Genomic DNA, 23,287 nt, shown 5'->3' on the forward strand with positions numbered 1-23,287 from the left:
CCGTCGGGTCCGGGGCCGCACCGCGTCGTACCGCGGGAAGGCGCGGCACCCTCGATTACCAGCCGAAAACCTGACATTCCCAGGCGGCGGACGGATTACGTCTCCGCCAAGTTCTGGTGGCCGGCAAGCGTGCTCGTCATGATGGGCGCATGACCTTGGCCTCCAGAGCCATGACGCGACTGGCCAGCTGGCCGGACCTCGCGGAGTCCCCGCCGAGCTGCGGCACGGGACGCGCACTGTGCGCGGCGCAGTGCGAGATCGTCCACTTCCACTCCGATCACGACGTCGACCTGCACCTCACCGACCGGGCCATCCGGCGCTTCGAGGACCACCTGAGGACGTCGACGGCCGTCCGCATGGTCCCCGGCTCCCGCTGGGTCACGCTCCATCTCGAAGTCGACTCGGACATCGACCTTCTGCTGACACTGGTGAGCGTCGCCCTTCAGGCCCACCGCAACGGACACATGGCGGGCGACGACATCTTCTCCCCGACCTGCAACGACCGCTGACCGCGCCGGGCGGCCGCCCGCGGACGCCGTCGGGAACACATCGAGCCTCGGCACCCGTGCGGGAACGAGTGCCGAGGCTCTTCTCACCGTGTCATCCGGGGGGTGATGACAGCGGTGCGCCGGGGGCGGAGTGCGTCACGCGCCCGCGGCGGGCGGCGACGGTGACGGCACACCGGCCCCGAGGACGGCCCCGGCCACATCGTCGATCACCACTGATGGACTGTCAACTTGGCTCCCTGCAACGGCAGTTCATGAGGGTGCACATACCAGCCACAGGGGAACGCGGCGCTCCGAGGTGCGGGCCGGCGCCCCGGGCGGCCCGCCTCCGGGCGCGGACGGGGTGTGCCCGACGAAAGACGGGCAGGGAACTCAGTTCCCTGCCAGATGTGCACCGAGTGCCACCATCTCGGCTTCGATGCTAGTTTCCGACCATGAACGAGGCACCGGGGCGCCGGGAACCCGCCGACGCGACCACCGTCAAACCGCCGATGCGGGACGCCCTGGTGGGAGCCGCCTTCCAGCTGTTCCTGGAGCGCGGCTACGAGGAGACCACCGTCGACGACATCGTGGCGCTCGCCGGGGTGGGCCGGCGTTCGTTCTTCCGCTACTTCCCGTCCAAGGAGGACGTGGTCTTCCCCGACCACGAGCGCTGCCTGGCCGACATGACGGCCTTCCTGGCCGAGGAGGCCGACGCCCAGGACCCGGTGCAGCGCGTGTGCGACGCCGCCCGGCTCGTGCTGCGCATGTACGCGGAGAACCCCACGTTCTCCGTCCAGCGCTACCGCCTCACCAAGAAGGTGCCCGGTCTGCGCGCCTACGAACTGTCGGTCGTCTGGCGCTACGAACGCGCCCTCGCCGACTATCTGCGCGGCCGCTCCACCGGCGCCCGCGGGGACACGTTGCGCGCCGACGTCGTGGCCGCGGCCGTGGTCGCCGCGCACAACAACGCCCTGCGCTCCTGGCTGCGTTCGGACGGGACGGGGGACGCGGAGGCGGCCGTCGACCGGGCACTCGGATACGTGCAGGAGACCTTCGGCTCCCTGCCCGCCGAGCCGGCGCGCGGGGAGGGCGAGGACGTCGTGGTCGTCGTCTCACGGCGCGGAGCGCCCATGTGGCGGGTGGTCCAGGAGATCGAGTCGGCGTTCGCTCGGGACTGAGCACGGGACGGGGTGCGGGACCGAGCGCGGGCCGGGCACCGGCACGCTTCTTGATTTGAGGGTACGGAGTGCCTTTACGGGTGACACTCAGTGCCATAACCTGTGGTCGTGCACGGCACTCCGCGCACATCAGATTCCGGCCGAGCGCAGGGAGATGACATCGTGTACCACCCAGGAATCGCCCTCCACCCGGGCCTTGACGCCTCGGCGGACGTGCTCGACAGGGGTTCCGCGGAACGCCTCGACACCGCTTCGGCGGAACGCGCCGGGGACGTCCTGCTCTTCCAGCGGTGCCACTGGTGCGCCACCGCCATGTACAACCGCCTTCTGTGTCCCGTGTGCGCGGGCAGCGACCTGCGCACGGAGGCCAGCGCGGGGACGGGCGTCGTACGCCACTCCACGGTCATCCACCGCAACACCCCGGCGGCCCGCAACGTCTCCCTCATCGAGATGGCGGAGGGCTTCACGGTCCGGGGCCGGGTCATGGGTTCGCCCGCCGCCATCCACAGCGGCGACCGGGTCCAGCTCTCGACGGCCCAGGACCCGGTGCGCAGGCAGCCGGTGTTCCAGCTCGTCGACGGCCCGTACGGCGGCGGCTGGGGCTGAGCGGCGCCGCTAGCTCAGGGTGATGCGGATGCCGACCGTGCCGTTCTCCCCGCGGCGCACACGGCTGCCGAGCAGGGTGAGACGGCCCATCACCCCGTACTTGCGGGCGAGGAGCTTCCGGTAGCGGGCCGTCTCCGCCGCGTCGACGATCTCCGCCGTGGCCGGGACCGGATCCCCCGTCGGCCTGCCGCGCACGTCGCAGGGACCGACCAGGACGTCGGCACGGTTGCGGATCCGCTTGACCTTCCAGCTGTCCGCCACGGTCCAGGCGCCCAGCGCCGCGCCGTCCCGCACCACCCACACGGGGGTGGCGACCCCCGTACCGTTCTTGCGATAACTGGTGATCAGCAGGTACTTGCCCGATCCCAGCGTGTCCAGCGTGGCCTCGTCCATGGCCGAAGTGTAGGCGCGCCGGTCAACCGCCCCCGACGCGCCCGGTCCGTCCGGTCCGTCCGGGTCAGGACAGCTGGCCGTCGTAGTCCGGCAGCTTGAAGGTGCGCTCCGCGTGGCCGCCGGTCAGGTCGGTGGTGTTGTTGCCGACGTTCGCGATGATCGTGTAGCCGCGGGACTCGATCTCCGCGCGCTTGCCGGTCTTGTACGCGCTCACCTCGTCGAAGAGGTCCGGCAGGTCACGTACGTAGAGCCCGTCCACCGGATAGCCGACCGTCTTCAGGTTCCACTTGGTCTCACTGGCGATGATGCCCGGACGGGCGGTCACGAAGAAGACGGCGACGCCCCGGGAGTGCGCGTAGCGGGCGAGTGCCAGCGAGGCCTTGACCGCCGGGGTCGGCAGCTCGTACCAGGGGTGGAAGTCGGTCTCCAGCGTGGTGTTGTCGATGTCGAAGACGACCGCGAGCTTCTGGCCGCCGGCGTTCGCGGTGCGCTGCTCCACGTACGGCACCGCCTGGTCGATGACGGCCTGGACGTCGTTCTGCCAGGTGGCGTAGTCGACGCCGGCGGCCGCGGCCGTCGCGGAGGCGGAGGCGACCGCCGGGGCCGGGGCCGCGGCGGCGGAACCGGCCGCGGTGACCGTCCCCCCGATCCCGAGTGCCACGACCGCCGATACCGCACCTATCCGCCGCACCACACCGTGTCCCGTCATGCCCTGTCCCCTTTTCACATCTGTCCGTCGGATCGCATGAGTTGGTCGAGCCCACACATCACGACGGCGACGGTGTCCGGCACCGTCGCCGCGGCAGAAATGATCCTGGCAGCGTGTGTACGGAGGGGGAAGAGGTAGTTACCGATCGGTAGAGATAGTGGTCGCGCGGCTTCGGGGTACGCGCGGTGCAGTGGCACACCACCGCGACCCGTGTGAGCCTGGGCTCGCGGCTGGCACCAGCGGAGAGAGGCTGCTCTGATGCAAGGACCGAACATCGTCATCGTCGGCGCCGGATTCGCCGGGGTCGAGGCCGCCAGAAGCCTGGAGCGGACCCTCACCCCGGGCGAGGCCAGGGTCACCCTGATCAGCCCCACCGACTACCAGCTCTATCTGCCCCTGCTGCCGCACGTCGCGGCGGGCGTGGTCACGCCCCAGTCCGTGGCGCCCTCGCTGCGCCGGATCCTGAACCGCACCGCGCTGGTGCCGGGCGGTGTGATCGGTGTCGACCCGCAGGCCAAGGTGTGCGTCGTCCGCAAGATCACCGGAGACCTCGTCGATCTGCGCTACGACTATCTGGTGCTGACTCCGGGGAGCGTGACCCGTACCTTCGACATCCCCGGTCTGGCGGAGGAGGCGCGCGGTATGAAGACGCTCGCCCAGGCCGCGTACCTGCGTGACCACGTGATCGCCCAACTCGACCTGGCGGCGGCCACGCCGGACCACGACGAACAGGTCTCGCGGCTCCAGTTCGTGGTGGTCGGCGGCGGCTACGCGGGCACCGAGACGGCGGCCTGCCTCCAGCGCCTGACCTCGGCGGCGGCCCGGCGCTACCACCCGCGGATCGACCCCCGCCTGATCAAGTGGCACCTGATCGACGTGGCCCCGAAACTGCTGCCCGAGCTCGGGGACAAGCTGGGCGCCGACGCGTTGCGGACGCTCAGCGACCGCGGGGTCCAGATCTCCCTGGGCACGTCCGTCGCCTCCGTCACCAAGGACGAGATCACCCTCACCGACGGTCGGGTGCTGCCGTCGCGGACGCTGGTGTGGACCGCGGGTGTCGCGGCGAGCCCGCTCGTCGACTCTCTGGGCGCGGAGACCGTACGCGGACGGCTCGTCACCGAGCCCGACTTCAGGGTGCCGGGGCTCGACGGGGTGTTCGCGCTGGGCGACGCGGCCGCGGTGCCCGACCTGGCCAAGGGCGACGGCTCGCCCTGCCCGCCGACCGCCCAGCACGCGGCCCGGCAGGGCCGGCACGCGGCGAAGGTCCTGACGGCGAAGCTGCGCGGGGAGCCCACCCTTCCGTACCGGCACAAGGACCTCGGTCTGGTCGTCGACCTCGGCGGCCACGACGCGGTGTCCAAGCCGCTCGGCATCGGCCTCAAGGGCGTGCCCGCGCAGCTCGTGGCCCGCGGATACCACCTGTACGCGCTGCGCACGGGCGCCGCCCGGTTCCGTACGGGGGCCAACTGGCTGCTGAACGCCGTCGCGGGCGACGACTTCGTCCGCACCGGCTTCCTCGCGGACCGCAAGGGAACCCTGCGGGACTTCGAGCGTACGGACGTGTATCTGACGCGGGACGAGGTGGCCGCCAGGACCCGCGCCCTCACCTAGGGCCTGTCCGCCGGACCCCTTTCGGGCGGGTTCGCCGCACGCGTTTCCGACGTGATCCGGCCACTCCGCGAGAGCTCGGCGGGGCGGTGAACGCGCGGGCCGGAGCACACGTATGAGGGGAGGGCCCTCGACCGGGGCCTTCGGCGGCGTGGAAGCCGCCCCGTACGGCTTCGGGAGCCCATGCATGAGGCACGCACGACGACGGATCGTCCGACGGGGGGCGCGTCTCGCGGCCGTCGGCGGGCTGCTCTGCGGGGGGTTCATGGTGACGCGCGCCATGGCGAGCGAACCGTCCGACGCCGCGCGTACCACAGCGAGTTCGGCTCAGCAGGCGGCGGACACGGGGGCCGGTCTCGTGTCCCGGCTGGGTGCCGCGCGGACGGCCGGCAACTGGATAGCCGCCGACGGCCGTCCGGTCGTCGCGGTGACCGACGCGGACGCGGCGGACGCCGTGAAGCGGGCCGGGGCCCGCCCGAAGGTCGTGACCCACAGCATGGAGGACCTCAAGTCCGCCGCCCACGAGCTCGGTTCGGCCCCCCGGGTTCCCGGGACGGCGTGGGCGGTGGACTACAAGAAGAACGAGGTGGTGGTGGAGGCCGACAGCACGGTCTCCGCCACCGACTGGAAGCGCATGACGAAGCTGGCCCACGGCATCGGCGACTCGGTGCGGATGGAGCGGACGCAGGGCACGTTCACCACGCGGGTGAACGGGGCGCAGGCGATCTTCTCGACCGGCGGGCGCTGTTCGGCCGGGTTCAACGTGACCAACGGACAAGGCCAGTTCATCCTGACGGCCGGGCACTGCGGCCCCGCGGGATCGGTCTGGTTCTCCGACAACACGGGCCGCCAGCAGGTGGGCCGCACGGTCACCACGGCGTTCCCCGGCAACGACTTCTCGCTGATCCAGTACGACAACCCGCAGCAGGTCGGGGCCGGGACCAACGTCGTCGCCATCGGCGGCGGCAACGGCGTACGGATCACCGGTGTCGCCGATCCGACCGTGGGGCAGCGGGTGTTCCGCAGCGGCAGCACGAGCGGGCTGCACGACGGCCAGGTGACGGCGCTCAACGCGACGGTCAACTACCCGGAGGGAACGGTCACCGGGCTCGTGCAGACCACGGTGTGCGCCGAACCGGGCGACAGCGGCGGCCCGTTGTTCTCCGAGGGCATCGCGCTGGGGGTGACCTCGGGCGGCAACGGTGACTGCAAGAGCGGTGGTACGACGTTCTTCCAGCCCGTGACCAAGGCGCTGACGGCGCTGGGAGTGACGCTCGCGGGTCAGCCTGCGCAGGGCTCGGCGGGCGGCGCCGCCCAGCAGACCCCCGCCACCTCGGCGTCGGCCATGGCCTCGCAGGGAGGAGCGCCGGGTGCGGCGGCTCCGGGCGCGGTGGAGACGGTGGGCGGGGAGGGCGTGGCCCAGACGTTCCTCTCCGAGCTCACGGACCCGAACAATGTCGGGCCCGGTCTGCTCGTCATCGGGGGAAGCATCATCGCGTTCGTGGCGACCCGGTTCATCCGCACCGAGCAGGACCGCAACGCCTACCGGCGGCAGTATTCACAGAGCTGGGGCTGAGCGGGTTCAGGGAGCCGGGGCCGGCCGGGCGGGTTCACGGAGCCGGGGCCGGGTGGTGCGGTGTCGGTTCCGGAGCCGGCCTCGGTCGAACCGAGGCCGGCTCCGGGGGGCGCCGGGATGCCGGTGCCGAAGGTCCGAGGCGGGCGCTTCCCCGGAGCGGGGAGCCCTGCCGGACGTGGAGGGTCAGGCGGCGCGGGTCGCCGAGGACGACGGGGCTGCCTTCGCCCACTCCAGGACGAGGCGCTGGTATTCGCGCCGCTCGTCCATGTTCAGCGAGCCACCTGCCCGGAACCACAGAGCCCGGATCTCCTCGTTGACTTCGGCAGCGGATCGCTGAGTGTCGTTGTCAAGAGTGGTGCACATGCCGTGAAGCATACGGCTCTTGACGTGAAGACGGTGTGAGTAAAGGCGCACCGTACGACATAACGGACCGTGAAGCTCGTCACTCGCTCAGGTGCCGGGCTTGCGTCCGTATACGTAGACGTCGTCGCCGTTCCTGAGCAGCGACCAGTACTTCTTGGCCGTGGCCGGGGTCATGTTGACGCAGCCGTGCGAGCCCGGCGGGTTCCACATGCTGAGGCCCACGGAGTGGAAGGCCTGCCCGCCGTCGAAGAACTGGCTGTACGGCATGGACACGTTGTAGAGCGTCGACACGTGGTCGATGTCACGCCAGTAGATCTTCTTCAGGCCGGTGCGGGTCTCGTAGCCGTTCCTGCCGGTGCGGACCGGGACCGGGCCGTAGACGAGGTGGCTGCCGTCCTGGATCCAGCTGAGCTGGAGCGTGAGGTTCACGCAGGCGATGCGGCCCTTGTTCACCGGGCACCTGCCGTCCCGGTTGGGGTTGTTCCCCACGGCCTTCTGCTTGTTCATGAGGTCCATCACGCCCCAGGTGACGGGACCCGCGTACCCGATGTTCGGGGTGATGCCGTGCTTGTTCTGGAAGGCCTGGATCGCCTTGCAGTCGGCGGTGGACTGCCGGCCGTCGACGGGCCGCCCGAGGAACTTCTCGACCTGCTTCTGGTACGGGCCGGCGGCCGTCGTGCAGCTCGCGGCCTGCGCGGGCGTCGCACCCAGGGCGATGGTGAGCGGTGCCACCAGTCCGGCGAGTCCGAGCGCGACAGCTCCTCTTCCGCGTATGTCCCCCATGGCGGACCTTCCTGTTGTGTTCATCGGCTTGTCTGCCTGTTAGACCGTCCTTGAGGGTATTGCGTTGTACGGCAAGCCGGACAGCGGCGAAACAGTGACATTCCGCGCCGCGCGGACTCCGTTCCGGGCGTTCCTTCTAGGCTGCCGTCATGCACCCCGCGCTCTCCGACGACCTCGACCGTCTCCCCGAACTGCTCCAGGCCGCACGGGACTTCGCCGTCCGGGAGGTGGCCGGACTCGACGACCGTCCGGGCGCCTGGCCCGGCAAGGCGCCCGCCCCCGATCCGCTGCCGGCCGCCGGCGCGGGCGCCGAGGGCGCCCTGGCCCGATTCGCCGGGCGCTGGGCGCCGGGGTTCTCCGGCTCCGCGGGCCCGCGCTACCTAGGATTCGTCACCGGCGGCGCGACACCCGCCTCGCTCACCGGGGACTGGCTGACCGGCGCCTACGACCAGAACGTCTCGGGCGCCGCCGGATCCTCCGCGAGCGCGCTGGAGCACGAGACGCTGGGCTGGCTGCGCGAGTTGTTCGGGCTCGGCGAGGAGCACCACGGGGCGTTCGTGAGCGGCGCGACGGTGTCGAACACGGTCGGGCTGGCCATCGCGCGGGAGTGGCTCGGCGAACGTCTGGGGGTCACGGTCGCGGACGAGGGGGCCGCCGCGCTCGGCCCGGTGGACGTGCTGTCGGCCAGCCCGCATTCGAGCGTCGCCAAGGCCCTGTCCGTGCTCGGTCTGGGCCGCGGCAGTCTGCGTCGGGTGCCGGTGCTGCCCGGCAACCGCGAGGCCGTGGACGTCGAGCGCCTCGACGCCGCGCTCACCGCGCTGGGCGGGCGTCCGGCCGTCGTCGTGGCGAACGCCGGGACCGTGAACACCGTCGACTTCGACGATCTGCGGGCCGTCGCCGCGCTCCGGGAGCGCCATGACTTCTGGCTGCACGTCGACGCGGCGTTCGGCGCGTTCGCCGCGCTGTCACCCGAATTCTCGTCGCTGGTGGCCGGGCTGGACGAGGCCGACTCCGTCTGTGTCGACCTGCACAAGTGGCTCAACGTCCCCTACGACGCGGCCGTCCAGTTCACCCGCCGCCGGGACCTCCAGGTGCGGGTCTTCCACAACGACTCGCCCTATCTCGGACCGCCCGGCGGCGACCCCGACTTCCTGCACCTGACCCCGGAGAACTCGCGCCGGCTTCGGGCGCTCCCGGCCTGGTTCTCGCTCGCGGCCTACGGGCGCGAGGGGCATCGCGAGATCGTCGAGCGGAACGTGGCCCTGGCCCGGCGGCTGGGCGAGCGGATCGCCCGTGCCCCCGCGCTGCGCCTGCTCGCACCGGTGCGGCTGAACGTCGTGTGCTTCACCCTCGCCGAGGATCCGACGGAGCGCCGGGTGCGCGCGCTGGCGGACGCCGTCGCCGCCTCGGGCGAGGCCTTCGTGACACCGACGTGCTACGACGGGACCCACGGGCTGCGTGCCGCGTTCAGCAACTGGCGGACGACCGAGGCGGACACGGACCGGGTGTTCGCGGCCGTCGAACGCCACAGCGCCGCGGAGCCGCGCCTGTGACGGCGGGTCCCGGTCCCGGCGTCAGGCGGGCTGCCACAGCTCGATCCGGTTGCCCTCCGGGTCGGTGACCCAGCCGAACCGGCCGACCCCGTCCATCTCCTGGGTCTCCGCCGCCACGTCCGCGCCCCGGGCGCGCAGCTGCGCGAGCATCGCGTCCAGGTCGCGGACCCGGAAGTTGAGCATGGTCCGCTGTGCCGGGGAGCCGAAGTAGCCGGTCCCGGACTCGAAGGCGGCGAACACCGTCGGCCCGGCCTCGGGCTGCCACAGACCGTTGTCGTCGAGGTCCAGGCCGAGACTGTCGCGGTACCACGCGCTCAGCGCGGCGGGGTCCGCGGCCTTGAGGAAGTAGCCGCCGATTCCAAGCACACGTTCCATGGGGCCATCCTGTCAGGCGGGGCACCCCGCGCACCGGCACCACACCTGTCGCCCGCCTCAGTCCATGTCGCCGCCGCCCCCGACCGCCTCCCGGAAGCCGTTGTTGACGGCCAGCAGACCGCCGTCGACGCGCAGGGTCGTCCCCGTGATCCAGGACGCGTCGCGGGAGGCGAGGAAGGCGACAGCGGCCGCGATGTCCTCGGGTTCCCCGACCCGGCCGAGCGGATAGAGCCGGGCCGCGGCGGTGAGGGCGTCGTCGCGTCCGTCCCAGGCCGTGGTGCGGACCGTTCCCGGCGCCACCAGGTTGACGCGGACACCCCGGCCGGCGGCGTGGCCGGCCAGGGTGCGGGTGAGCGACATCAGCCCCGCCTTGGCCGCGCTGTACGCGTGGTTGCCGAAGTCCTGGATGCCGTTGACGGAGCCGATGGTGACGACGGCCCCGCGGCCGGAGGCGGCCAGGTGCGGGAGCGCGGCGCGGGCGCAGCGGTAGGCGCCGGTCAGGGTGATGTCGAGGTCGGCGGCCCAGTCCTCGTCGCTCCCGTCCTCGAAGAGCGGGGTGTCGGGGGTGCACCGGTAGGCGTTGTTGACCAGGACGTCGAGCGAGCCGAAGGTCTCCACCGCGTGCGCGACGGCGGCCTCGACCTCGTCCCTTCGCCCCACGTCGCAGCCGAACGCCTCGGCCCGCGGGCCGAGTTCGCGCAGCGCGGCGGCGGTCCGTTCGGCCGCGGCCGGGTCCACGTCGGTGACGAGGACCCGCGCGCCCTCCGCGGCCAGGCGGCGGGCGGTCGCCGCCCCGATGCCGCGGGCCGCGCCGGTGATCAGGACCCCGTACCCCTCGAAGCGCCTCGTCGCTGTCATGGCTGGGAAGTTACCTCCATGATCGGCGCGGCGACAGGGGCCGGTCCGCACGGGCCGCTCGTCAGCGGTATCCCGTGGTGTCCGCGGGCTTCCCCTTGTCCTGTACCTCGACCAGATAGCGCCAGGCGTCCGGGCGGCTGCCGTCCCGGTCGGTGAATCCGTAGACCCGGGCGAGCTGCCCGCTGGAGAGGGACTGTCCGTTCCAGCGTGCGCGTCCGGGGTCGGCGGCCAGCGCGGCGACCGCGCGGCCCACGTAGAACGGTGTCTCGGAGATGGCGAAGTGCGGCTCGCGCTCCTCGGCGTCGTGCCAGTTCTCCTCGGTCACGCCGAAGGCGTCGAGCATGATCTCCGAGCGCATCCAGCCGGGGGTGAGGGCCACGGCGGTGGCTCCGCGCGGGCCCAGTTCGTGTCCGAGGGCGAACGCCATGCGCAGCACGGAGGACTTGGCGAGGTCGTAGAAGAAGGAGACGCGGTAGGTGTCACGGTTGTAGTCCGCGGTGCCGTCGGTCATCTCGACGACCAGGCCGCCCGGTCGGCGCAGCAGCAGGGGCAGCGCGTGGTGGCTGGTGATCGCGTGGGTCTCGACGGCGAGCCGGAGCATACGGCGGCCGTTGTCGAGGTCGTGCTCCCACAGGGGTGTGTCCCACTCGAAGAGGTTCTCGGCGCCCCAGATGTCGTTGACCAGGACGTCGAGGCGGCCCTGTTCGTCGGCGATCCGGGCGACGAGGGACTCCACCTCGGCCGGGACGAGGTGGTCGGTGGGGACGGCGACGCCCCGTCCGCCCGCCGCGGTGACCAGGTCGGCGGTGTCCTCGATGGTCTCCGGGCGGTCGTACTCCGAGCGCCGTTCCCGGGTGGTGCGGCCGGTGACGTAGACGGTGGCACCGGCCGCGCCGAGTTCCACAGCGATCCCGCGGCCCGCGCCGCGGGTCGCGCCCGCGACCAGCGCGACGGTGTCCCGCAGCGTGCCTTCCGACGGCCCTGACATGTCCGACCTCCGTGAGCGTGGCCTCCACGGGTGCTCACCCGTGTGTGGCTACGAGCCTCTCCTGGAAGCCGGACATCTTCTGTCAGGTATCCGTGCGGTGTTCTCGCCGTGTCGGCGGGGCGCGCCCGTCGCGGCGGCGAGGTGGTGGCGGCGGCGGGTCAGTGGCCGCGTTCGATCCAGGCCTCCAGGTGGGGTGCCTCCGCTCCGATCGTGGTCGTCGCGCCGTGTCCGGTACGGACGACCGTGTCGGCCGGGAGGGTGAGCAGCCGGTCGCGGATGGATTCGATGATCGTCGGGAAGTGGGAGTAGGACCGGCCGGTCGCCCCGGGGCCGCCCTGGAAGAGGGTGTCGCCGGAGAAGAGGGTGCCGAGGCCCGGGTCGTAGAGGCAGACCGCGCCCGGGGCGTGGCCCGGGGTGTGCAGCACGGTCAGATCGGTTCCGGCGGCCTCGATCACCTGACCGTCCTGGAGCCAGGCGTCGGGCATCCGGTCCGGGTGGGTGAGCTTCCACAGCGGCAGGTCGTCGGGGTGGAGCCAGATGGTGGCTCCGGTCCGGTCCGCCAGCGCGGGAGCGGCGTCGATGTGGTCGTTGTGGGCGTGGGTGCAGACGATCCCGCGCAGCCGGCGGTCGCCCACCGCCTCGGCGATGGCGTCGGCGTCGTGTGCGGCGTCGATCACGACGACCTCGTGGTCGTCGCCCACGATCCACACGTTGTTGTCGACCTCCCAGGTGCCGCCGTCGAGCTCGAACGTGCCCGAGGTGACGAGGTGTTCGACGCGCGCGGCCATCAGAACTCCACCACCGAGCGCAGTACGTCGCCCTGGTGCATCCGCTCGAAGGCCGCCTCGATGTCGTCCAGGGCGATCGTCTCGCTCACGAACGCGCCCAGGTCCAGGCGCCCTTGGAGGTGGAGGTCGATCAGCATGGGGAAGTCGCGGGAGGGCAGGCAGTCCCCGTACCAGGAGGACTTGAGCGCGCCGCCGCGGCCGAAGACGTCGATCAGCGGGAGTTCGAGCTTCATGTCGGGGGTGGGCACGCCGACGAGGACGACCGTGCCGGCGAGGTCGCGGGCGTAGAAGGCCTGCCGGTACGTCTCGGGGCAGCCCACCGCCTCGATGACGACGTCGGCGCCGAAGCCGCCGGTGAGTTCGCGGATCGCCTCGACGGGGTCGGTGGTCCGGGAGTTGACGGTGTGCGTCGCGCCGAGCTTCTCGGCGGTCGTGAGCTTGCGGTCGTCGATGTCGACGGCGATGATCTTCGCCGCGCCGGCGAGGCGGGAGCCCGCGATGGCCGCGTCGCCGACTCCGCCGCAGCCGATGACGGCGACGGTGTCGCCCCGGCCGACGTTGCCCGTGTTGATGGCGGCGCCGATGCCGGCCATCACTCCGCAGCCGAGCAGTCCGGCGACGGCCGGGGAGACGGCCGGGTCGACCTTGGTGCACTGTCCGGCCGCGACCAGCGTCTTCTCGGCGAAGGCACCGATGCCGAGGGCGGGTGAGAGTTCGGTGCCGTCCTTCAACGTCATCTTCTGCTTCGCGTTGTGGGTGTCGAAGCAGTACCAGGGGCGTCCGCGCAGACACGCGCGGCACTGTCCGCACACCGCGCGCCAGTTGAGGATCACGAAGTCGCCGGGGACCACGTCCGTGACTCCGGCGCCGACCGACTCCACGATTCCGGCCGCCTCGTGGCCGAGCAGGAACGGGAAGTCGTCGTTGATGCCGCCCTGCTTGTAGTGCAGGTCCGTGTGGCAGACCCCGCAGGCCTGGATCTTCACCACGGTCTCGCCGGGCCCCGGATCGGGCACGACGATGGTCTCGACGCGCACCGGCTCGTTCTTGCCCGGCGCGATCACGCCCCGTACTTCCTGCGGCATGTGAGTAAGCCCTTCCCTAGGTGGACCTTCCGTCGACCGACCCTACGGTGTGACCGGCCGGTAGAAGGCCATCCGGCCCGCGACGGTCCTGGTCCCGATCACGGCCCCGACGTTCCTCTCAGATACCCCCGGGGGTACCTCTGCTACGGTGGATATACCCCCGGGGGTAATCAACGACCGTGCCGGGAAGCCTCCGGGCTTCCCGCGGGAGAGGAGTGCAGCCGTGTTCTTCGTCGACACCATCGAGGTGGCGGGCCTGGGCAACCGGAGCTATCTGGCCGGAGGCCCCCGTACCGCCGTCGCCGTCGATCCGCCCAGGGACGCCGAGCGGGTGATCACGGCGGCGGCCCGGCGGGGCGTGCGGATCGCCTACGTCGTCGAGACGCACCTGCACAACGACTACGTGAGCGGCGGCCTGGAGCTGGCCCGCCTCACCGGGGCCGCCTATCTGGTCCCGGCCGGCGCCCGGGTCGCGTTCGACCGGGTGCCCGTCGCCGACGGGGACACCGTGGAGGTGGACGCCGGGCTGACGCTGCGGGCGCTGGCCACGCCGGGACACACCCCGCACCACACCTCGTACGCCCTCCAGGAGGACGGACGGGCCGTCGCGGCCTTCACCGGCGGCTCACTGCTCATCGGCACAGTGGGCCGGCCCGATCTGGTGGAGCCGCGGCTGACCGGGGAGCTGGCCCGGGCGCAGCACGCCTCGGCGCACCGGCTCGCCGCGGAACTGCCCGACGACACCGCCGTCCTGCCCACCCACGGCTTCGGCAGCTTCTGCTCCGCCGGGACCGCCGAGGGCGACGCGACCACGATCGGGCGCGAGCGCACCGGCAACGACGCCCTGGTCAAGGACGTCGACACGTTCGTCGCGGACCTGCTCGCCGGACTCGACGACGTCCCCGCGTACTACGCCCACATGGGCCCCGCCAACGCCGAGGGCCCGGCGCCCGTCGATCTGACCCCGCCCGCGCTCGCGGACGCCACGGAGATCGCCGCACGGCTGGCGGCCGGTGAGTGGGTCGTGGACCTGCGCAGCCGGCTCGCCTTCGCGGCGGGCCATGTCGCCGGGGCCGTGAACTTCGAGGCGGAGGGACAGTTCGCCGTCCATCTGGCCTGGCTGCTCCCCTGGGGCAGGCCCGTCACCCTGCTCGCCGAGTCCCCCGAACAACTCACCCGGGCACAGCGCGCGTTGGCGCAGGTCGGCGTGGACCGTCCGGCCGCCGCCGCGATCGGCTCGCCCGCGGGCTGGCTGCGCGAGGGGGAACGGCCGCGCGCCTTCCGCCGGGCCTCCTTCGCCGAGCTGGCCGAGGCGTACGACTCCCCTGGCCGTACCGTGGTCCTGGACGTCCGGCGCGACTCCGAGCGGGCCGGGGGCCATGTCGCGGGTTCGCTCCACATTCCTCTCCACCAGGTGCGCGACCGGCTCGGGGAGATACCCTCCGGGACCGTCTGGGTGCACTGCGCCGGGGGCATGCGCGCGGCGATAGCCGCCTCGCTGCTGGACGCGGCGGGCCGGGACGTCGTGGCCGTCGACGACTCCTTCGCCGCCGCGACCGCCTCCGGCCTGCCCATGGCACAGCCCCCGGCGACGGTTCCCGTCTCCCAGGACGCCACGGCGTGAGCGTTCTGGTTCTCGCCCTGGCCGCCGGGGCCGTGACCGGGCTCGCGCTCGGGGCGCTGGGCGGCGGCGGCAGCGTCCTGACCGTGCCCGCCCTGATCTATCTGCTCGGATTCACGCCCGCGGCGGCCACCACCGCGAGTCTGGTCATCGTCACCCTCACCTCGGCGACCGCGCTGACCGGGCACGCCCGGCAGGGCGCGGTCCGCTGGCGCGCCGGTGCGCTGTTCGCGGCGGCCGGGCTCCTCCCGGCGGCCCTGGGCGGCGCGGTGTCGGGAGCGCTGCCTCCCGCCGTGCTGACCGGCGCGTTCTCGCTGATCGCGGGCCTCGCGGCGGTCCGGATGCTCCGTCCGGCGCGCTCAGGGGCGAGGACCTCCCCCGCCGGGACCGGCCGGATCACCGGAACGGGCGCGGGTCTCGGCGCGGTGACCGGCGTGCTGGGCGTGGGCGGCGGCTTCCTCGCCGTACCGGCCCTGGTGAACGTCGTCGGTCTGCGGATGCGGGCCGCGGTCGGCACCAGCCTGCTGGTGATCACGGCGAACTCGCTCGCCGCGCTGCTGGCCCGCGCGGGAACGGCGCAGAGCCTGGACTGGGCGGTGGTGGCGCCGTTCGCCGGGGCCGCCGTCCTCGGCGCCTGGGACGGCAAGCGGCTGGCCGCCCGGGTCTCGGGCGGCACGCTTCAGCGGATCTTCGCCTGGGCGCTGCTGGCCGTGGCGGCGCTGATGCTCCTGGACGTCGTGCTGTGAGGATCAGGCCAGCGACAGGAAGAGCTTCTCCAGCCGGGCCCGCATCTGCTCGCTGGTCTCACCGTTCTTCGCGCCGTTCTCGACATCGGTCAGACACTGCTGGAGCCCGGTGGCGATGATCGCGAAACCGGCCCGGTCCAGGGCGCGGGAGGCGGCGGCGAGCTGGGTGACCACCTCCTCGCAGTCACGTCCCTCCTCGATCATCCGGATCACTCCGGAGATCTGCCCCTGCGCCCGGCGCAGCCGGTTCAGCACGGACTTCAGCTCGGCACCCGCGAGTTCCAGTTCCACGAACACTCCTCCGTCCATACCCCTAGGGGTATCGTACTCCGCCTCGCGGGGCACCCCAGAAGAGCAAGGATGACACTCCGCATGAACACCCCCCTCTCCCTCGACGCCGACCAGGCCCACGGCCGCCTCGGCGAGCTGACCGTCATCGACGTCCGCACCCCCGGCGAGTACGCCTCCGGCCATCTGCCCGGCGCCCTGAACATTCCGCTGGACCGGCTCCGCCGCGCGCTGCCCGTCCTCGCGGACTCCCGTGCCGACCTGCTCCTGGTCTGCCGCTCCGGCGCCCGCTCCGCGAACGGCTGCGCCCTGCTGGCCGAGCACGGGGTGCGGGCCGCCACGCTCACCGGCGGCACCGGTGCCTGGGCGGAGCGCGGACTCGAACTGCACCGCCCGGCCGCCGGCACCCGGTCCGGCTGGGCCATGGAACGCCAGGTGCGCCTCACCGCCGGCAGCCTCGTCCTCGCCGGACTCGGCCTCGGACGCCTGCACCCCGCCTGGCGGTTGCTGTCCGCCGGGGTCGCGGGCGGGCTGGTGTTCTCCGCGCTCACCGACACCTGCGGCATGGCCGCGCTGCTCGGCAGGCTCCCGCACAACCGGCCCCGCGCGGCCGACCTCGACGCCACCCTGGCGGCCCTGGAGGAACGCGTCGCCTGAGCCCCGTACCGTCGCGGCGGTAGGGGCGGGTCCGGGCGCGTCACCGACGTAGCCTGAACGCCCCGCCCCAACTCCCGCAAGGAGCACCGTGAGCCTGACCGAGACCGTGCCCGAGGTGCCCGCGTGGCGCCTGCTGCTCGGGTACGTACGACCGCACCGCCGGGCCCTGTTCGCGGGCGCGCTGCTGGCGCTGACGACCGGTGCCACCGGGCTGATGCTGCCGCTGGTGGCGCGCGGGCTCATCGACGACCTCTCGCACGACAAGTCGATCGGACACGCCCTGCTCGGCATGGCGGTCCTCGTGGTGACCAACGCGGCCCTGGGGGCGCTGGGTTCGTACGTGCTGCGGCGCACCGCGGAGTCGGTGGTGCTGGGCGCGCGGCGCACGCTCTCCTCGTATCTGCTGCGGCTGCGCATACCCGCCGTGGACCGCAGCGAGCCGGGCGACCTGATGGCGCGCATCACCTCCGACACCACCCTGCTGCGCGAGGTCACGACCGATTCCCTGGTCGGCCTCGGCACCGGCGGCCTCACCCTCGTCGCGACGGTGGTGATGATGGGCCTGGTCGACCTGGTGCTGCTCGGTGTCACGCTGGGCGTGGTGCTGTGCGCGGGCACGGTCCTCGGTCTGATCCTGCCCCGCATCAACCGGGCGAGCAGGCGCGCCCAGGACGCCGTCGGGGCGATGGGGGCCTCGCTGGAGCGGACCCTCGGCGCGCTGCGGACGATCAAGGCGTCGGGTGCCGAGCACCGTGAGGAGCTGAGCGTCCACGAGGCCGCCGAGGAGTCCTGGCGGCAGAGCGTACGGGCGGCCAAGTGGTCGGCCGCCGCGGGCAACACGGCCGGACTGGCGATGCAGACCGCCTTCATCACGGTCCTCGCGGTGGGCGGCGCCCGGGTCGCCACCGGCGCCATCCACGTCGGCACCCTGGTCGCCTTCCTGCTGTACGTGTTCTATCTGATGTCCCCGATCCAGCAGGTGGTCGGCGCGGTCACGCAGTACCAGACCGGCGCCGCCGCGCTCGCCCGTATCCAGGAGGCCCTGCGACTGCCCGCCGAGCCCGCCGCCCTGCCCGCGCCGCTGCCGGCGCCCGGCGCGGAACCGGCGGCGCTCGCCTTCGAGGACGTCCGCTTCCGCTACGCCGACGACCTGCCCTACATCCACCGCGGTGTGACGTTCAGCGTCCCCGCCCGCGGCCTGACCGCGTTCGTCGGCCCGTCCGGCGCGGGCAAGACCACCGTGTTCTCGCTCATCGAACGGTTCTACGAGCCCGAGGCGGGCGTCATCAGCGTGGACGGCCTCGCGCTCGGCGACTGGGAGCTGCCCAGGCTCCGGTCCTCCATCGGCTACGTGGAACAGGACGCGCCGGTGCTCTCGGGCTCCCTGCGCGACAACCTGCTGCTCGGCAACCCGGACGCCGGCGAGGGCGAGCTGGCCCGGGTGCTGAGGACCACCCGCCTCGACGGCCTCGTGGAGCGGCTGCCCGGCGGCCTGGACACGCTCGTCGGCCATCGCGGCACCAAGCTGTCCGGCGGCGAACGCCAGCGCGTCGCCATCGCGCGGGCCCTGCTGCGCCGCCCCCGGCTACTGCTCCTCGACGAGGCCACCTCGCAGCTCGACGCCGTCAACGAGGCCGCGCTGCGTGACACGGTGGCCGATGTGGCCCGTACGACCACGGTGCTGGTGGTCGCGCACCGCCTGTCCACCGTCACCTCGGCCGACCGCATCGTCGTGATGGACGCGGGCCGTGTCCGAGCGGTCGGCACCCACCGCGAACTCGTCTCAGCGGACGCGCTGTACGCCGAACTGGCCGCCACCCAGTTCCTCGCGACCGCGGGATGACCGGGGCGGCGTGGTCGCGGCCGGGCGGCGTGCCACGTCACGGAAACCCGCGGTTCCTTGGCGAGGGCCCTGCTCTCCTCTAGGGTGATGCCTTCTTTCCGCCACGGGGACGGCCGTCCGCGCACGGTCGGCCCCGTCCCGGGCGGCGAGTCACGCCCCACCCGATCCACAGGCGACTGATCATGGTCAACAACCGACACGCGGCCGGGCAGGCCGTCCCCGGGATCATCTTCCCGGCCCCCGCCGGAACCCCCGCCGGCCTGGAAGTGATCTCGCTGGCAGCGCTGCGCGCCCGAGGCACCGATCTCGGCGCGCCGCAGCGCCCCGCCTTCCACCAGATACTGACGCTGGCCTCCGGCACGCTGTGCCAGACGGTGGACTTCACCGGCCACGACGTCGGACGGGACTCCTGGCTGTGGACGCGCCCGGGGCAGGTGGTGCAGTGGGGCGACCTCGCCCGGGCCGAGGGGACGCTGATCGCCTTCGAGCGGGACTTCCCGGGAGCGGCCACCGTCCGTGCGGCCCGGCTCGACGATCCGCACGCCCGGGTGCTGCGCACGCCGGGAGGCGAGGCCGCCGCCTCGCTGCGGGTGGCCGCCGCGCATCTGGAGCACGAGTTCCGGTCACCGGGGCGGCTGCCCCTCGACGCGCACGGAGCGGTACTGCGTCATCTGCTGGAGGCGCTGGTCCTGCGTCTGGCGCATCCGGACGGGTCCGACTCCCGGACCACCCCGCCCAGCGAAACCTTTCTTCGGTTCCGGGCGACCGTCGAGCGGGACTTCGCGCACACCCGCCGGGTGGACGACTACGCCCTCACCCTCGGCTACTCGGCCCGCACCCTTTCCCGGGCCGCCCTCGAAGCGGCGGGGATCGGCGCCAAGGAGTTCATCGACCGCCGGGTGATCCTGGAGGCCAAGCGGCTGCTCGCCCACACCGACCTGGCCGCCGCCCGTATCGCCGACGGGCTGGGGTTCTCCAGCGCCACGAACTTCGCCAAGTACTTCCACCAGCGGGCCGGGCAGCCACCCATCGCGTTCCGCACGGCGGTCCGCGGACGGGTGGACTGATCCGGTTCTCGGCTTTCGGCTTTCGCCCTTCGGGGCCCGCTAGCCCTGGATGCCCGGGAGCAGGCCGGTCACCGGGGCGGCCAGGTCGGTCACCTGGTGCAGCTGGTTCAGGTCGTTCAGCCGGTTCAGGCCGGCGAGCTGGGTGGAGGGCCGCGGGAGCTGGGCCTGCGCGGCGGCGGGGAGCTCGCTCGTGGCCAGCGAGTCGAGCGTGGTGACGGGGTTCAGCTTCCCGGCGTCGTGGGCCTCGGAGCCCGCGGCCGTCGCCATCGGCGCGGCGAGCCCCGTGACACCGACGGCGAGACCAACGGCGGCGACGATACGTCGTGTTGAGATCATGCAATCAGCAACGCCGCGCGCCCCGCGGCGGACACGGTCCGCCGCCCCCGCTCACCCGAGAGGCTCACAGTGCGGCTGCGTTTGCCGTGGGCCGCGAGGCGGAGGAGGCTCGATACCGAGGCGTTTCGCGGTCGGCTCGTGACCGGCCCACGCCTTCCTGAGGAGGACACGCCCTGAGGAGGTCACCCATGGGCACGGCGACAACCCCCGCCTTCGACACCGAGGCGCTGCGCCGGGGCATTGAAGGACACAGTGCGGCAGATCTGCTGTCGCTCTACGCGGACGACGCGGAACTGCGCATCGTGGACCGCAACACCCAGCCGAGCCATCCGATGGTCAAGCACGGCCGTGCCGAGATCGCCGAGATGCTCGAGGACGTCTACAGCCGGGACATGACGCACACGATGGACCAGTGCGTCGTCCAGGGCGACCACGTCGCCTACACCGAGACGTGCGTGTACGCGGACGGGGTGCGGGTGATGAGCACGTCGATGATGTCCTTGCGCGACGGCAAGATCGTCGAGCAGACACTGGTACAGGCATGGGACGAGTAGGGAGGAACTGGCCGAAGGTCCAGGTCACATCGCGTGTGACCTGGACCTTCTCGGCCGGCGCCGCGATGGGCCGGTCGCGTCCGGCCCGGTCCCGGCGACGGACGGTGTCCGCGGCGGGGCTGCGGGTGTCCGCCTCCCTGCTGGACTCGCTGCTGCGGACCGCCCGTTCGCGTCCCCGCCCGCCGGCTTCCCGTACCACGCGAAGGCTGCGGATCCGGCCACGGTGACCCGCGCGGTCCGGCTCGCGGGACCGGCTCGCGGGACCGCAGGGCCGGCGTCAAGGACCGCCCGAGCCGGGCTCCGGGACCGCGGAGCCGGCCTCCTGAACCTCCGAACCGGCGTCCGAACCGGGGAGCCGGCCCCGCGTTGGGCCGAACCGCCTTCAGAGCTGGGTCGGAACGGCTCCGGAGACGGGTTCCGGCGCCCGCAGCAGCATCGGCGAGGCCCGGTCCACGAGATCGTGCAGCAGCGCCGAATAGCCCGCGTCGCCCCCGAGTTCGTGGAGCAGGCCGTGCGCCCGGTCGCGGAAGACGGTGATGCCCTCCTCGTAGCGGCGCAGCGCGTCCGGTGCGAGGAGGAGGTCGGTGAGCGCCGCCGCCGCGTCGGGCGAACGGCGTGCGGCAGCGTGCAGTTCGAGGACGTGACCCGCGGCCTCGCGGCCGGCGCTCTCCACCGCGCACGCCAGCAGATAGGTCACCGTGCCGTTCGCGAGGTCCTCGTTGCGGCCGGTCAGGATGTCCTGCTGGTCGTTGAACAGCTGCCACAGGACGCCGAAGACGTTGCCGAACTCCCGCCAGAGCTCGACCCTTTCGTCCCCGAGGCCGGCCAGCCGCGCGGCCATGGCGGTGACCATGCTGTACGGAGCTCCGGACTTCCCGAGGTAGGCCGTGACCACGGCCTCGCGGGTGGCGGTGTCCACGTCCGCGCGGAGATCCCTCAACTGGCCCTCGGTGGCGCCGATCCAGCACCGCACGATCTCGGCCGACAGCGGGCCGTGCGCCTCCCCGGGGATCCGCGGCGACTGAACGACGAGCAGGGGAAGGGGTATTCCGCCGATGACCGTGGCCAGCAGGGCCTCGCTCTCGCGCAGACCGCCGGCGGCGAGGACGGCCTGGCCGTCGGCGAGGTCGTCGAGGAAGCACGCGGAGGTCCACCACAGCTCGTGGACGACGGCCAGGGGAACGGCCGGTCCGGGCGCCCCGGTCTCCACGGCGTGGACGATCAGCGGCAGCACGGAGTGGGGGTAGGCGAAGGTCCGGTGTTCCAGGAGTTCGGCGACGGCGGCCCGGACGGACGCGGCCGACGGGCCCAGCAGGTCGAGCGCGTGTTTCCGCTCGGCCTCGATGTCCGCGGACATCTCCCGATGCAGATCCATGTACGAGTTCGCTCGCACAGCCCACCCCCACCACTCACTTGTTCGAGCACCGATTCGATCATTCGCCATGATGGCGAGCCAGAGCAACTTTGCGCCATGGCCGGTTTCTTGGGGAACCCGTTCCCCCGGTGAAGCGCGGGGTCGACGGGCGGGGACCGCCGCCATACTGACCCACGTGCGAGTAGCGATCATGACCGCGGGTTCGCGGGGCGACGTGGCGCCGTTCACCGGTCTCGGCCACGGTCTGGTGCGGGCGGGGTACGAGGTCACCCTGGTGACCCACGGCTGCTTCGCGGACCTGGTGGCGGGCTCGGGAGTGGGCTTCCACGCGCTGCCCGTCGATCCGCGCGCCGAACTGGAGTCCGGGCGCGGGCGGCGGCTGCACCGGAGCTCCACCGGCGCCGGCAAGATCCTCCGGCTCGCGGAACTGGCCCGCTCGCTCGCGGGACGGCTGGCCGGCGACATGATCACGGCGGCCCGGTCCAGCGACGTCCTGCTGGTGTCCGGTTCGCTGGGCCCGCTCGGCCACTGCGTCGCCGAGGTGCTGGGGCTGCCCAGCATGGGGGTCCACCTCCAGCCGCTCGCCCCGACGAGGGAGTTCACGCCTCCCGTGGCCGGCGTCCGCTCCTGGGGTCCCGCCGTCAACCGGGCCGCCGGGTACGGGGTGAACCTGGCCGTCGAGCGGGTCTTCGCCCGGACGGTGCGGGACCTGCGCGGGCAGTTCGGCCTGCCGCGCCTGGGTCCGGCCGCGGCCCGTCGCGCCCGGGAGCGGAGCGCCTGGCCGGTGCACCACGGGTTCAGCCCCCTGGTGGTGCCCCGGCCGCGGGACTGGCGGAAGGGACTCGACGTCCGCGGCTACTGGTGGCCGTACGACGGTGCGGACGCCCGGCTCCCCCCGGCGCTGGCGGACTTCCTGGACGCGGGCCCGGCCCCGGTCTACGTGGGTCTGGGCAGCGCCACCGTGCCCGATCCCGGCCGGCTGAGCGGCGAGATCGTGCGGGCCCTGCGCTCGGCGGGGCTGCGCGGGGTGATCCAGCGGGGCTGGGGCGAGCTGCGCGCGACCGGCGACGACATGTTCACGGTCGGCGAGGTGCCGCACTCCGTCCTGTTCCCCCGGATGGCGGCGGTCGTGCACCACGCCGGGGCCGGTACGACGGCGGCGGGGCTGCGGGCCGGGGTCCCCGCCGTGCCCGTGCCGGTCCAGTTCGACGAGGGCTTCTGGGCGGCGCGGCTCGTGGCGCTCGGGGTCGCGCCCGGCAGCCTGTCCCTCCGGGGTCTGCGGGCCGAACGGCTGGCGCCGGCCCTGGTCCGGGCGACCACGGATCCCTCGTTCCGGCGCGCCGCCGGAGGGCTGGCGGACCGCCTGCGCGCGGAGGACGGCGTGACGCCCGTCGCCGGGGCACTGGCCCGGCTCGGGCACCGGGGGCGCCCCTGACAACCCGGCGCCCA

At 72.8% G+C, this 23,287-nt stretch carries 25 protein-coding genes; 13 read left to right on the plus strand and 12 right to left on the minus strand.

Going from position 1 to position 23,287, the window contains the following annotated elements; all coding sequences use genetic code 11:
* The first annotated feature begins 149 nt into the window (after positions 1–149).
* The 3 genes from ACFWI4_RS04060 (at position 150) to ACFWI4_RS04070 (ending at position 2,272) form a co-directional block, all read left to right on the plus strand.
* Positions 150–509 carry a luciferase family protein gene (locus ACFWI4_RS04060; RefSeq protein WP_387190747.1) on the plus strand — a complete coding sequence of 120 codons (360 nt, stop codon included), beginning with the start codon at positions 150–152 and terminating at the stop codon, positions 507–509.
* Positions 510–997: 488 nt separating this feature from the next.
* Positions 998–1,666, plus strand: a complete 669-nt coding sequence (locus ACFWI4_RS04065; protein ID WP_387191177.1) for a TetR family transcriptional regulator — start codon at positions 998–1,000, stop codon at positions 1,664–1,666.
* 162 nt (positions 1,667–1,828) lie between these two features.
* Positions 1,829–2,272 (plus strand): Zn-ribbon domain-containing OB-fold protein, encoded by a 444-nt coding sequence (locus tag ACFWI4_RS04070; protein ID WP_385407749.1) that lies wholly within the window; start codon positions 1,829–1,831, stop codon positions 2,270–2,272.
* Between the two features lie 9 nt (positions 2,273–2,281).
* Here the strand turns inward: ACFWI4_RS04070 and ACFWI4_RS04075 are convergent, their stop codons facing one another.
* Both ACFWI4_RS04075 and ACFWI4_RS04080 read right to left on the minus strand, forming a co-directional pair.
* The gene (locus ACFWI4_RS04075) at positions 2,282–2,665 is read right to left on the minus strand and encodes a PPOX class F420-dependent oxidoreductase (RefSeq protein WP_387190751.1); all 384 of its coding nucleotides are present in this window, start codon (positions 2,663–2,665) and stop codon (positions 2,282–2,284) included.
* Between the two features lie 64 nt (positions 2,666–2,729).
* Positions 2,730–3,374 carry an HAD family acid phosphatase gene (locus ACFWI4_RS04080; protein ID WP_387190754.1) on the minus strand — a complete coding sequence of 215 codons (645 nt, stop codon included), beginning with the start codon at positions 3,372–3,374 and terminating at the stop codon, positions 2,730–2,732.
* A gap of 258 nt (positions 3,375–3,632) precedes the next feature.
* Here ACFWI4_RS04080 and ACFWI4_RS04085 point away from each other — a divergent pair, with 258 nt between their 5' ends.
* Positions 3,633–4,985: an NAD(P)/FAD-dependent oxidoreductase gene (locus ACFWI4_RS04085; protein WP_387190756.1), complete on the plus strand. Its 1,353-nt coding sequence runs from the start codon at positions 3,633–3,635 to the stop codon at positions 4,983–4,985.
* Positions 4,986–5,169: 184 nt separating this feature from the next.
* Entirely contained in the window at positions 5,170–6,558 is a 1,389-nt protein-coding gene (locus tag ACFWI4_RS04090; RefSeq protein WP_387190759.1) for a S1 family peptidase, read from the plus strand.
* 183 nt (positions 6,559–6,741) lie between these two features.
* Here the strand turns inward: ACFWI4_RS04090 and ACFWI4_RS04095 are convergent, their stop codons facing one another.
* Entirely contained in the window at positions 6,742–6,933 is a 192-nt protein-coding gene (locus tag ACFWI4_RS04095; RefSeq protein WP_365488181.1) for a hypothetical protein, read from the minus strand.
* 75 nt (positions 6,934–7,008) lie between these two features.
* A complete protein-coding gene (locus tag ACFWI4_RS04100; protein ID WP_387190761.1) occupies positions 7,009–7,704 on the minus strand; it encodes a L,D-transpeptidase family protein in 696 nt (231 codons plus the stop codon).
* 149 nt (positions 7,705–7,853) lie between these two features.
* Between ACFWI4_RS04100 and ACFWI4_RS04105 the strand changes: the two genes are divergently transcribed.
* Positions 7,854–9,257 (plus strand): pyridoxal phosphate-dependent decarboxylase family protein, encoded by a 1,404-nt coding sequence (locus tag ACFWI4_RS04105; RefSeq protein ID WP_387190763.1) that lies wholly within the window; start codon positions 7,854–7,856, stop codon positions 9,255–9,257.
* A gap of 21 nt (positions 9,258–9,278) precedes the next feature.
* On the opposite strand, the gene ACFWI4_RS04110 is transcribed toward ACFWI4_RS04105, so the two are convergent.
* From ACFWI4_RS04110 to ACFWI4_RS04130, 5 genes are all read right to left on the minus strand, one after another.
* Positions 9,279–9,632, minus strand: coding sequence for a VOC family protein (locus ACFWI4_RS04110; protein ID WP_387190765.1), 354 nt, complete (start codon positions 9,630–9,632; stop codon positions 9,279–9,281).
* A 57-nt stretch (positions 9,633–9,689) separates the two neighbouring features.
* Entirely contained in the window at positions 9,690–10,490 is an 801-nt protein-coding gene (locus tag ACFWI4_RS04115) for an SDR family NAD(P)-dependent oxidoreductase (protein WP_387190767.1), read from the minus strand.
* 61 nt (positions 10,491–10,551) lie between these two features.
* Positions 10,552–11,478: an SDR family oxidoreductase gene (locus ACFWI4_RS04120; protein ID WP_387190769.1), complete on the minus strand. Its 927-nt coding sequence runs from the start codon at positions 11,476–11,478 to the stop codon at positions 10,552–10,554.
* Between the two features lie 158 nt (positions 11,479–11,636).
* Positions 11,637–12,266, minus strand: coding sequence for an MBL fold metallo-hydrolase (locus ACFWI4_RS04125; protein WP_387190772.1), 630 nt, complete (start codon positions 12,264–12,266; stop codon positions 11,637–11,639).
* Positions 12,266–13,351, minus strand: coding sequence for an S-(hydroxymethyl)mycothiol dehydrogenase (locus ACFWI4_RS04130; RefSeq protein WP_387190774.1), 1,086 nt, complete (start codon positions 13,349–13,351; stop codon positions 12,266–12,268). Before ACFWI4_RS04130 ends, ACFWI4_RS04125 begins: the two co-directional genes overlap by 1 nt.
* A gap of 223 nt (positions 13,352–13,574) precedes the next feature.
* On the opposite strand from ACFWI4_RS04130, the gene ACFWI4_RS04135 reads away from it, so the two are divergent.
* Both ACFWI4_RS04135 and ACFWI4_RS04140 read left to right on the plus strand, forming a co-directional pair.
* On the plus strand, positions 13,575–14,975 hold the full coding sequence (locus tag ACFWI4_RS04135; RefSeq protein WP_387190776.1) for a rhodanese-like domain-containing protein: 1,401 nt from the start codon (positions 13,575–13,577) through the stop codon (positions 14,973–14,975).
* Complete coding sequence (locus ACFWI4_RS04140) at positions 14,972–15,718, plus strand: sulfite exporter TauE/SafE family protein (protein ID WP_387190779.1); 747 nt, start codon at positions 14,972–14,974, stop codon at positions 15,716–15,718. The genes ACFWI4_RS04135 and ACFWI4_RS04140 overlap by 4 nt, the downstream gene beginning before the upstream one ends.
* A 3-nt stretch (positions 15,719–15,721) precedes the next feature.
* Here ACFWI4_RS04140 and ACFWI4_RS04145 read toward each other — a convergent pair whose 3' ends face one another.
* Positions 15,722–16,009, minus strand: coding sequence for a metal-sensitive transcriptional regulator (locus ACFWI4_RS04145; protein WP_387191179.1), 288 nt, complete (start codon positions 16,007–16,009; stop codon positions 15,722–15,724).
* 81 nt (positions 16,010–16,090) lie between these two features.
* Here ACFWI4_RS04145 and ACFWI4_RS04150 point away from each other — a divergent pair, with 81 nt between their 5' ends.
* From ACFWI4_RS04150 to ACFWI4_RS04160, 3 genes are all read left to right on the plus strand, one after another.
* The gene (locus ACFWI4_RS04150) at positions 16,091–16,663 is read left to right on the plus strand and encodes a rhodanese-like domain-containing protein (protein WP_387190781.1); all 573 of its coding nucleotides are present in this window, start codon (positions 16,091–16,093) and stop codon (positions 16,661–16,663) included.
* Between the two features lie 88 nt (positions 16,664–16,751).
* A complete protein-coding gene (locus tag ACFWI4_RS04155) occupies positions 16,752–18,506 on the plus strand; it encodes an ABC transporter ATP-binding protein (protein WP_387190783.1) in 1,755 nt (584 codons plus the stop codon).
* Positions 18,507–18,688: 182 nt separating this feature from the next.
* Complete coding sequence (locus ACFWI4_RS04160; protein WP_387190786.1) at positions 18,689–19,573, plus strand: helix-turn-helix transcriptional regulator; 885 nt, start codon at positions 18,689–18,691, stop codon at positions 19,571–19,573.
* Between the two features lie 39 nt (positions 19,574–19,612).
* On the opposite strand, the gene ACFWI4_RS04165 is transcribed toward ACFWI4_RS04160, so the two are convergent.
* A complete protein-coding gene (locus ACFWI4_RS04165) occupies positions 19,613–19,909 on the minus strand; it encodes a hypothetical protein (protein ID WP_385407788.1) in 297 nt (98 codons plus the stop codon).
* A 188-nt stretch (positions 19,910–20,097) separates the two neighbouring features.
* On the opposite strand from ACFWI4_RS04165, the gene ACFWI4_RS04170 reads away from it, so the two are divergent.
* A complete protein-coding gene (locus ACFWI4_RS04170; protein WP_387190789.1) occupies positions 20,098–20,463 on the plus strand; it encodes a nuclear transport factor 2 family protein in 366 nt (121 codons plus the stop codon).
* A 382-nt stretch (positions 20,464–20,845) separates the two neighbouring features.
* Here the strand turns inward: ACFWI4_RS04170 and ACFWI4_RS04175 are convergent, their stop codons facing one another.
* Positions 20,846–21,838, minus strand: coding sequence for a polyprenyl synthetase family protein (locus tag ACFWI4_RS04175; protein ID WP_387190791.1), 993 nt, complete (start codon positions 21,836–21,838; stop codon positions 20,846–20,848).
* Positions 21,839–22,028: 190 nt separating this feature from the next.
* Between ACFWI4_RS04175 and ACFWI4_RS04180 the strand changes: the two genes are divergently transcribed.
* Positions 22,029–23,273, plus strand: coding sequence for a glycosyltransferase (locus ACFWI4_RS04180; RefSeq protein ID WP_387191181.1), 1,245 nt, complete (start codon positions 22,029–22,031; stop codon positions 23,271–23,273).
* Positions 23,274–23,287: the final 14 nt, after the last annotated feature.

The organism is Streptomyces sp. NPDC127038 (assembly GCF_042725875.1).
Lineage (GTDB): Bacteria > Actinomycetota > Actinomycetes > Streptomycetales > Streptomycetaceae > Streptomyces.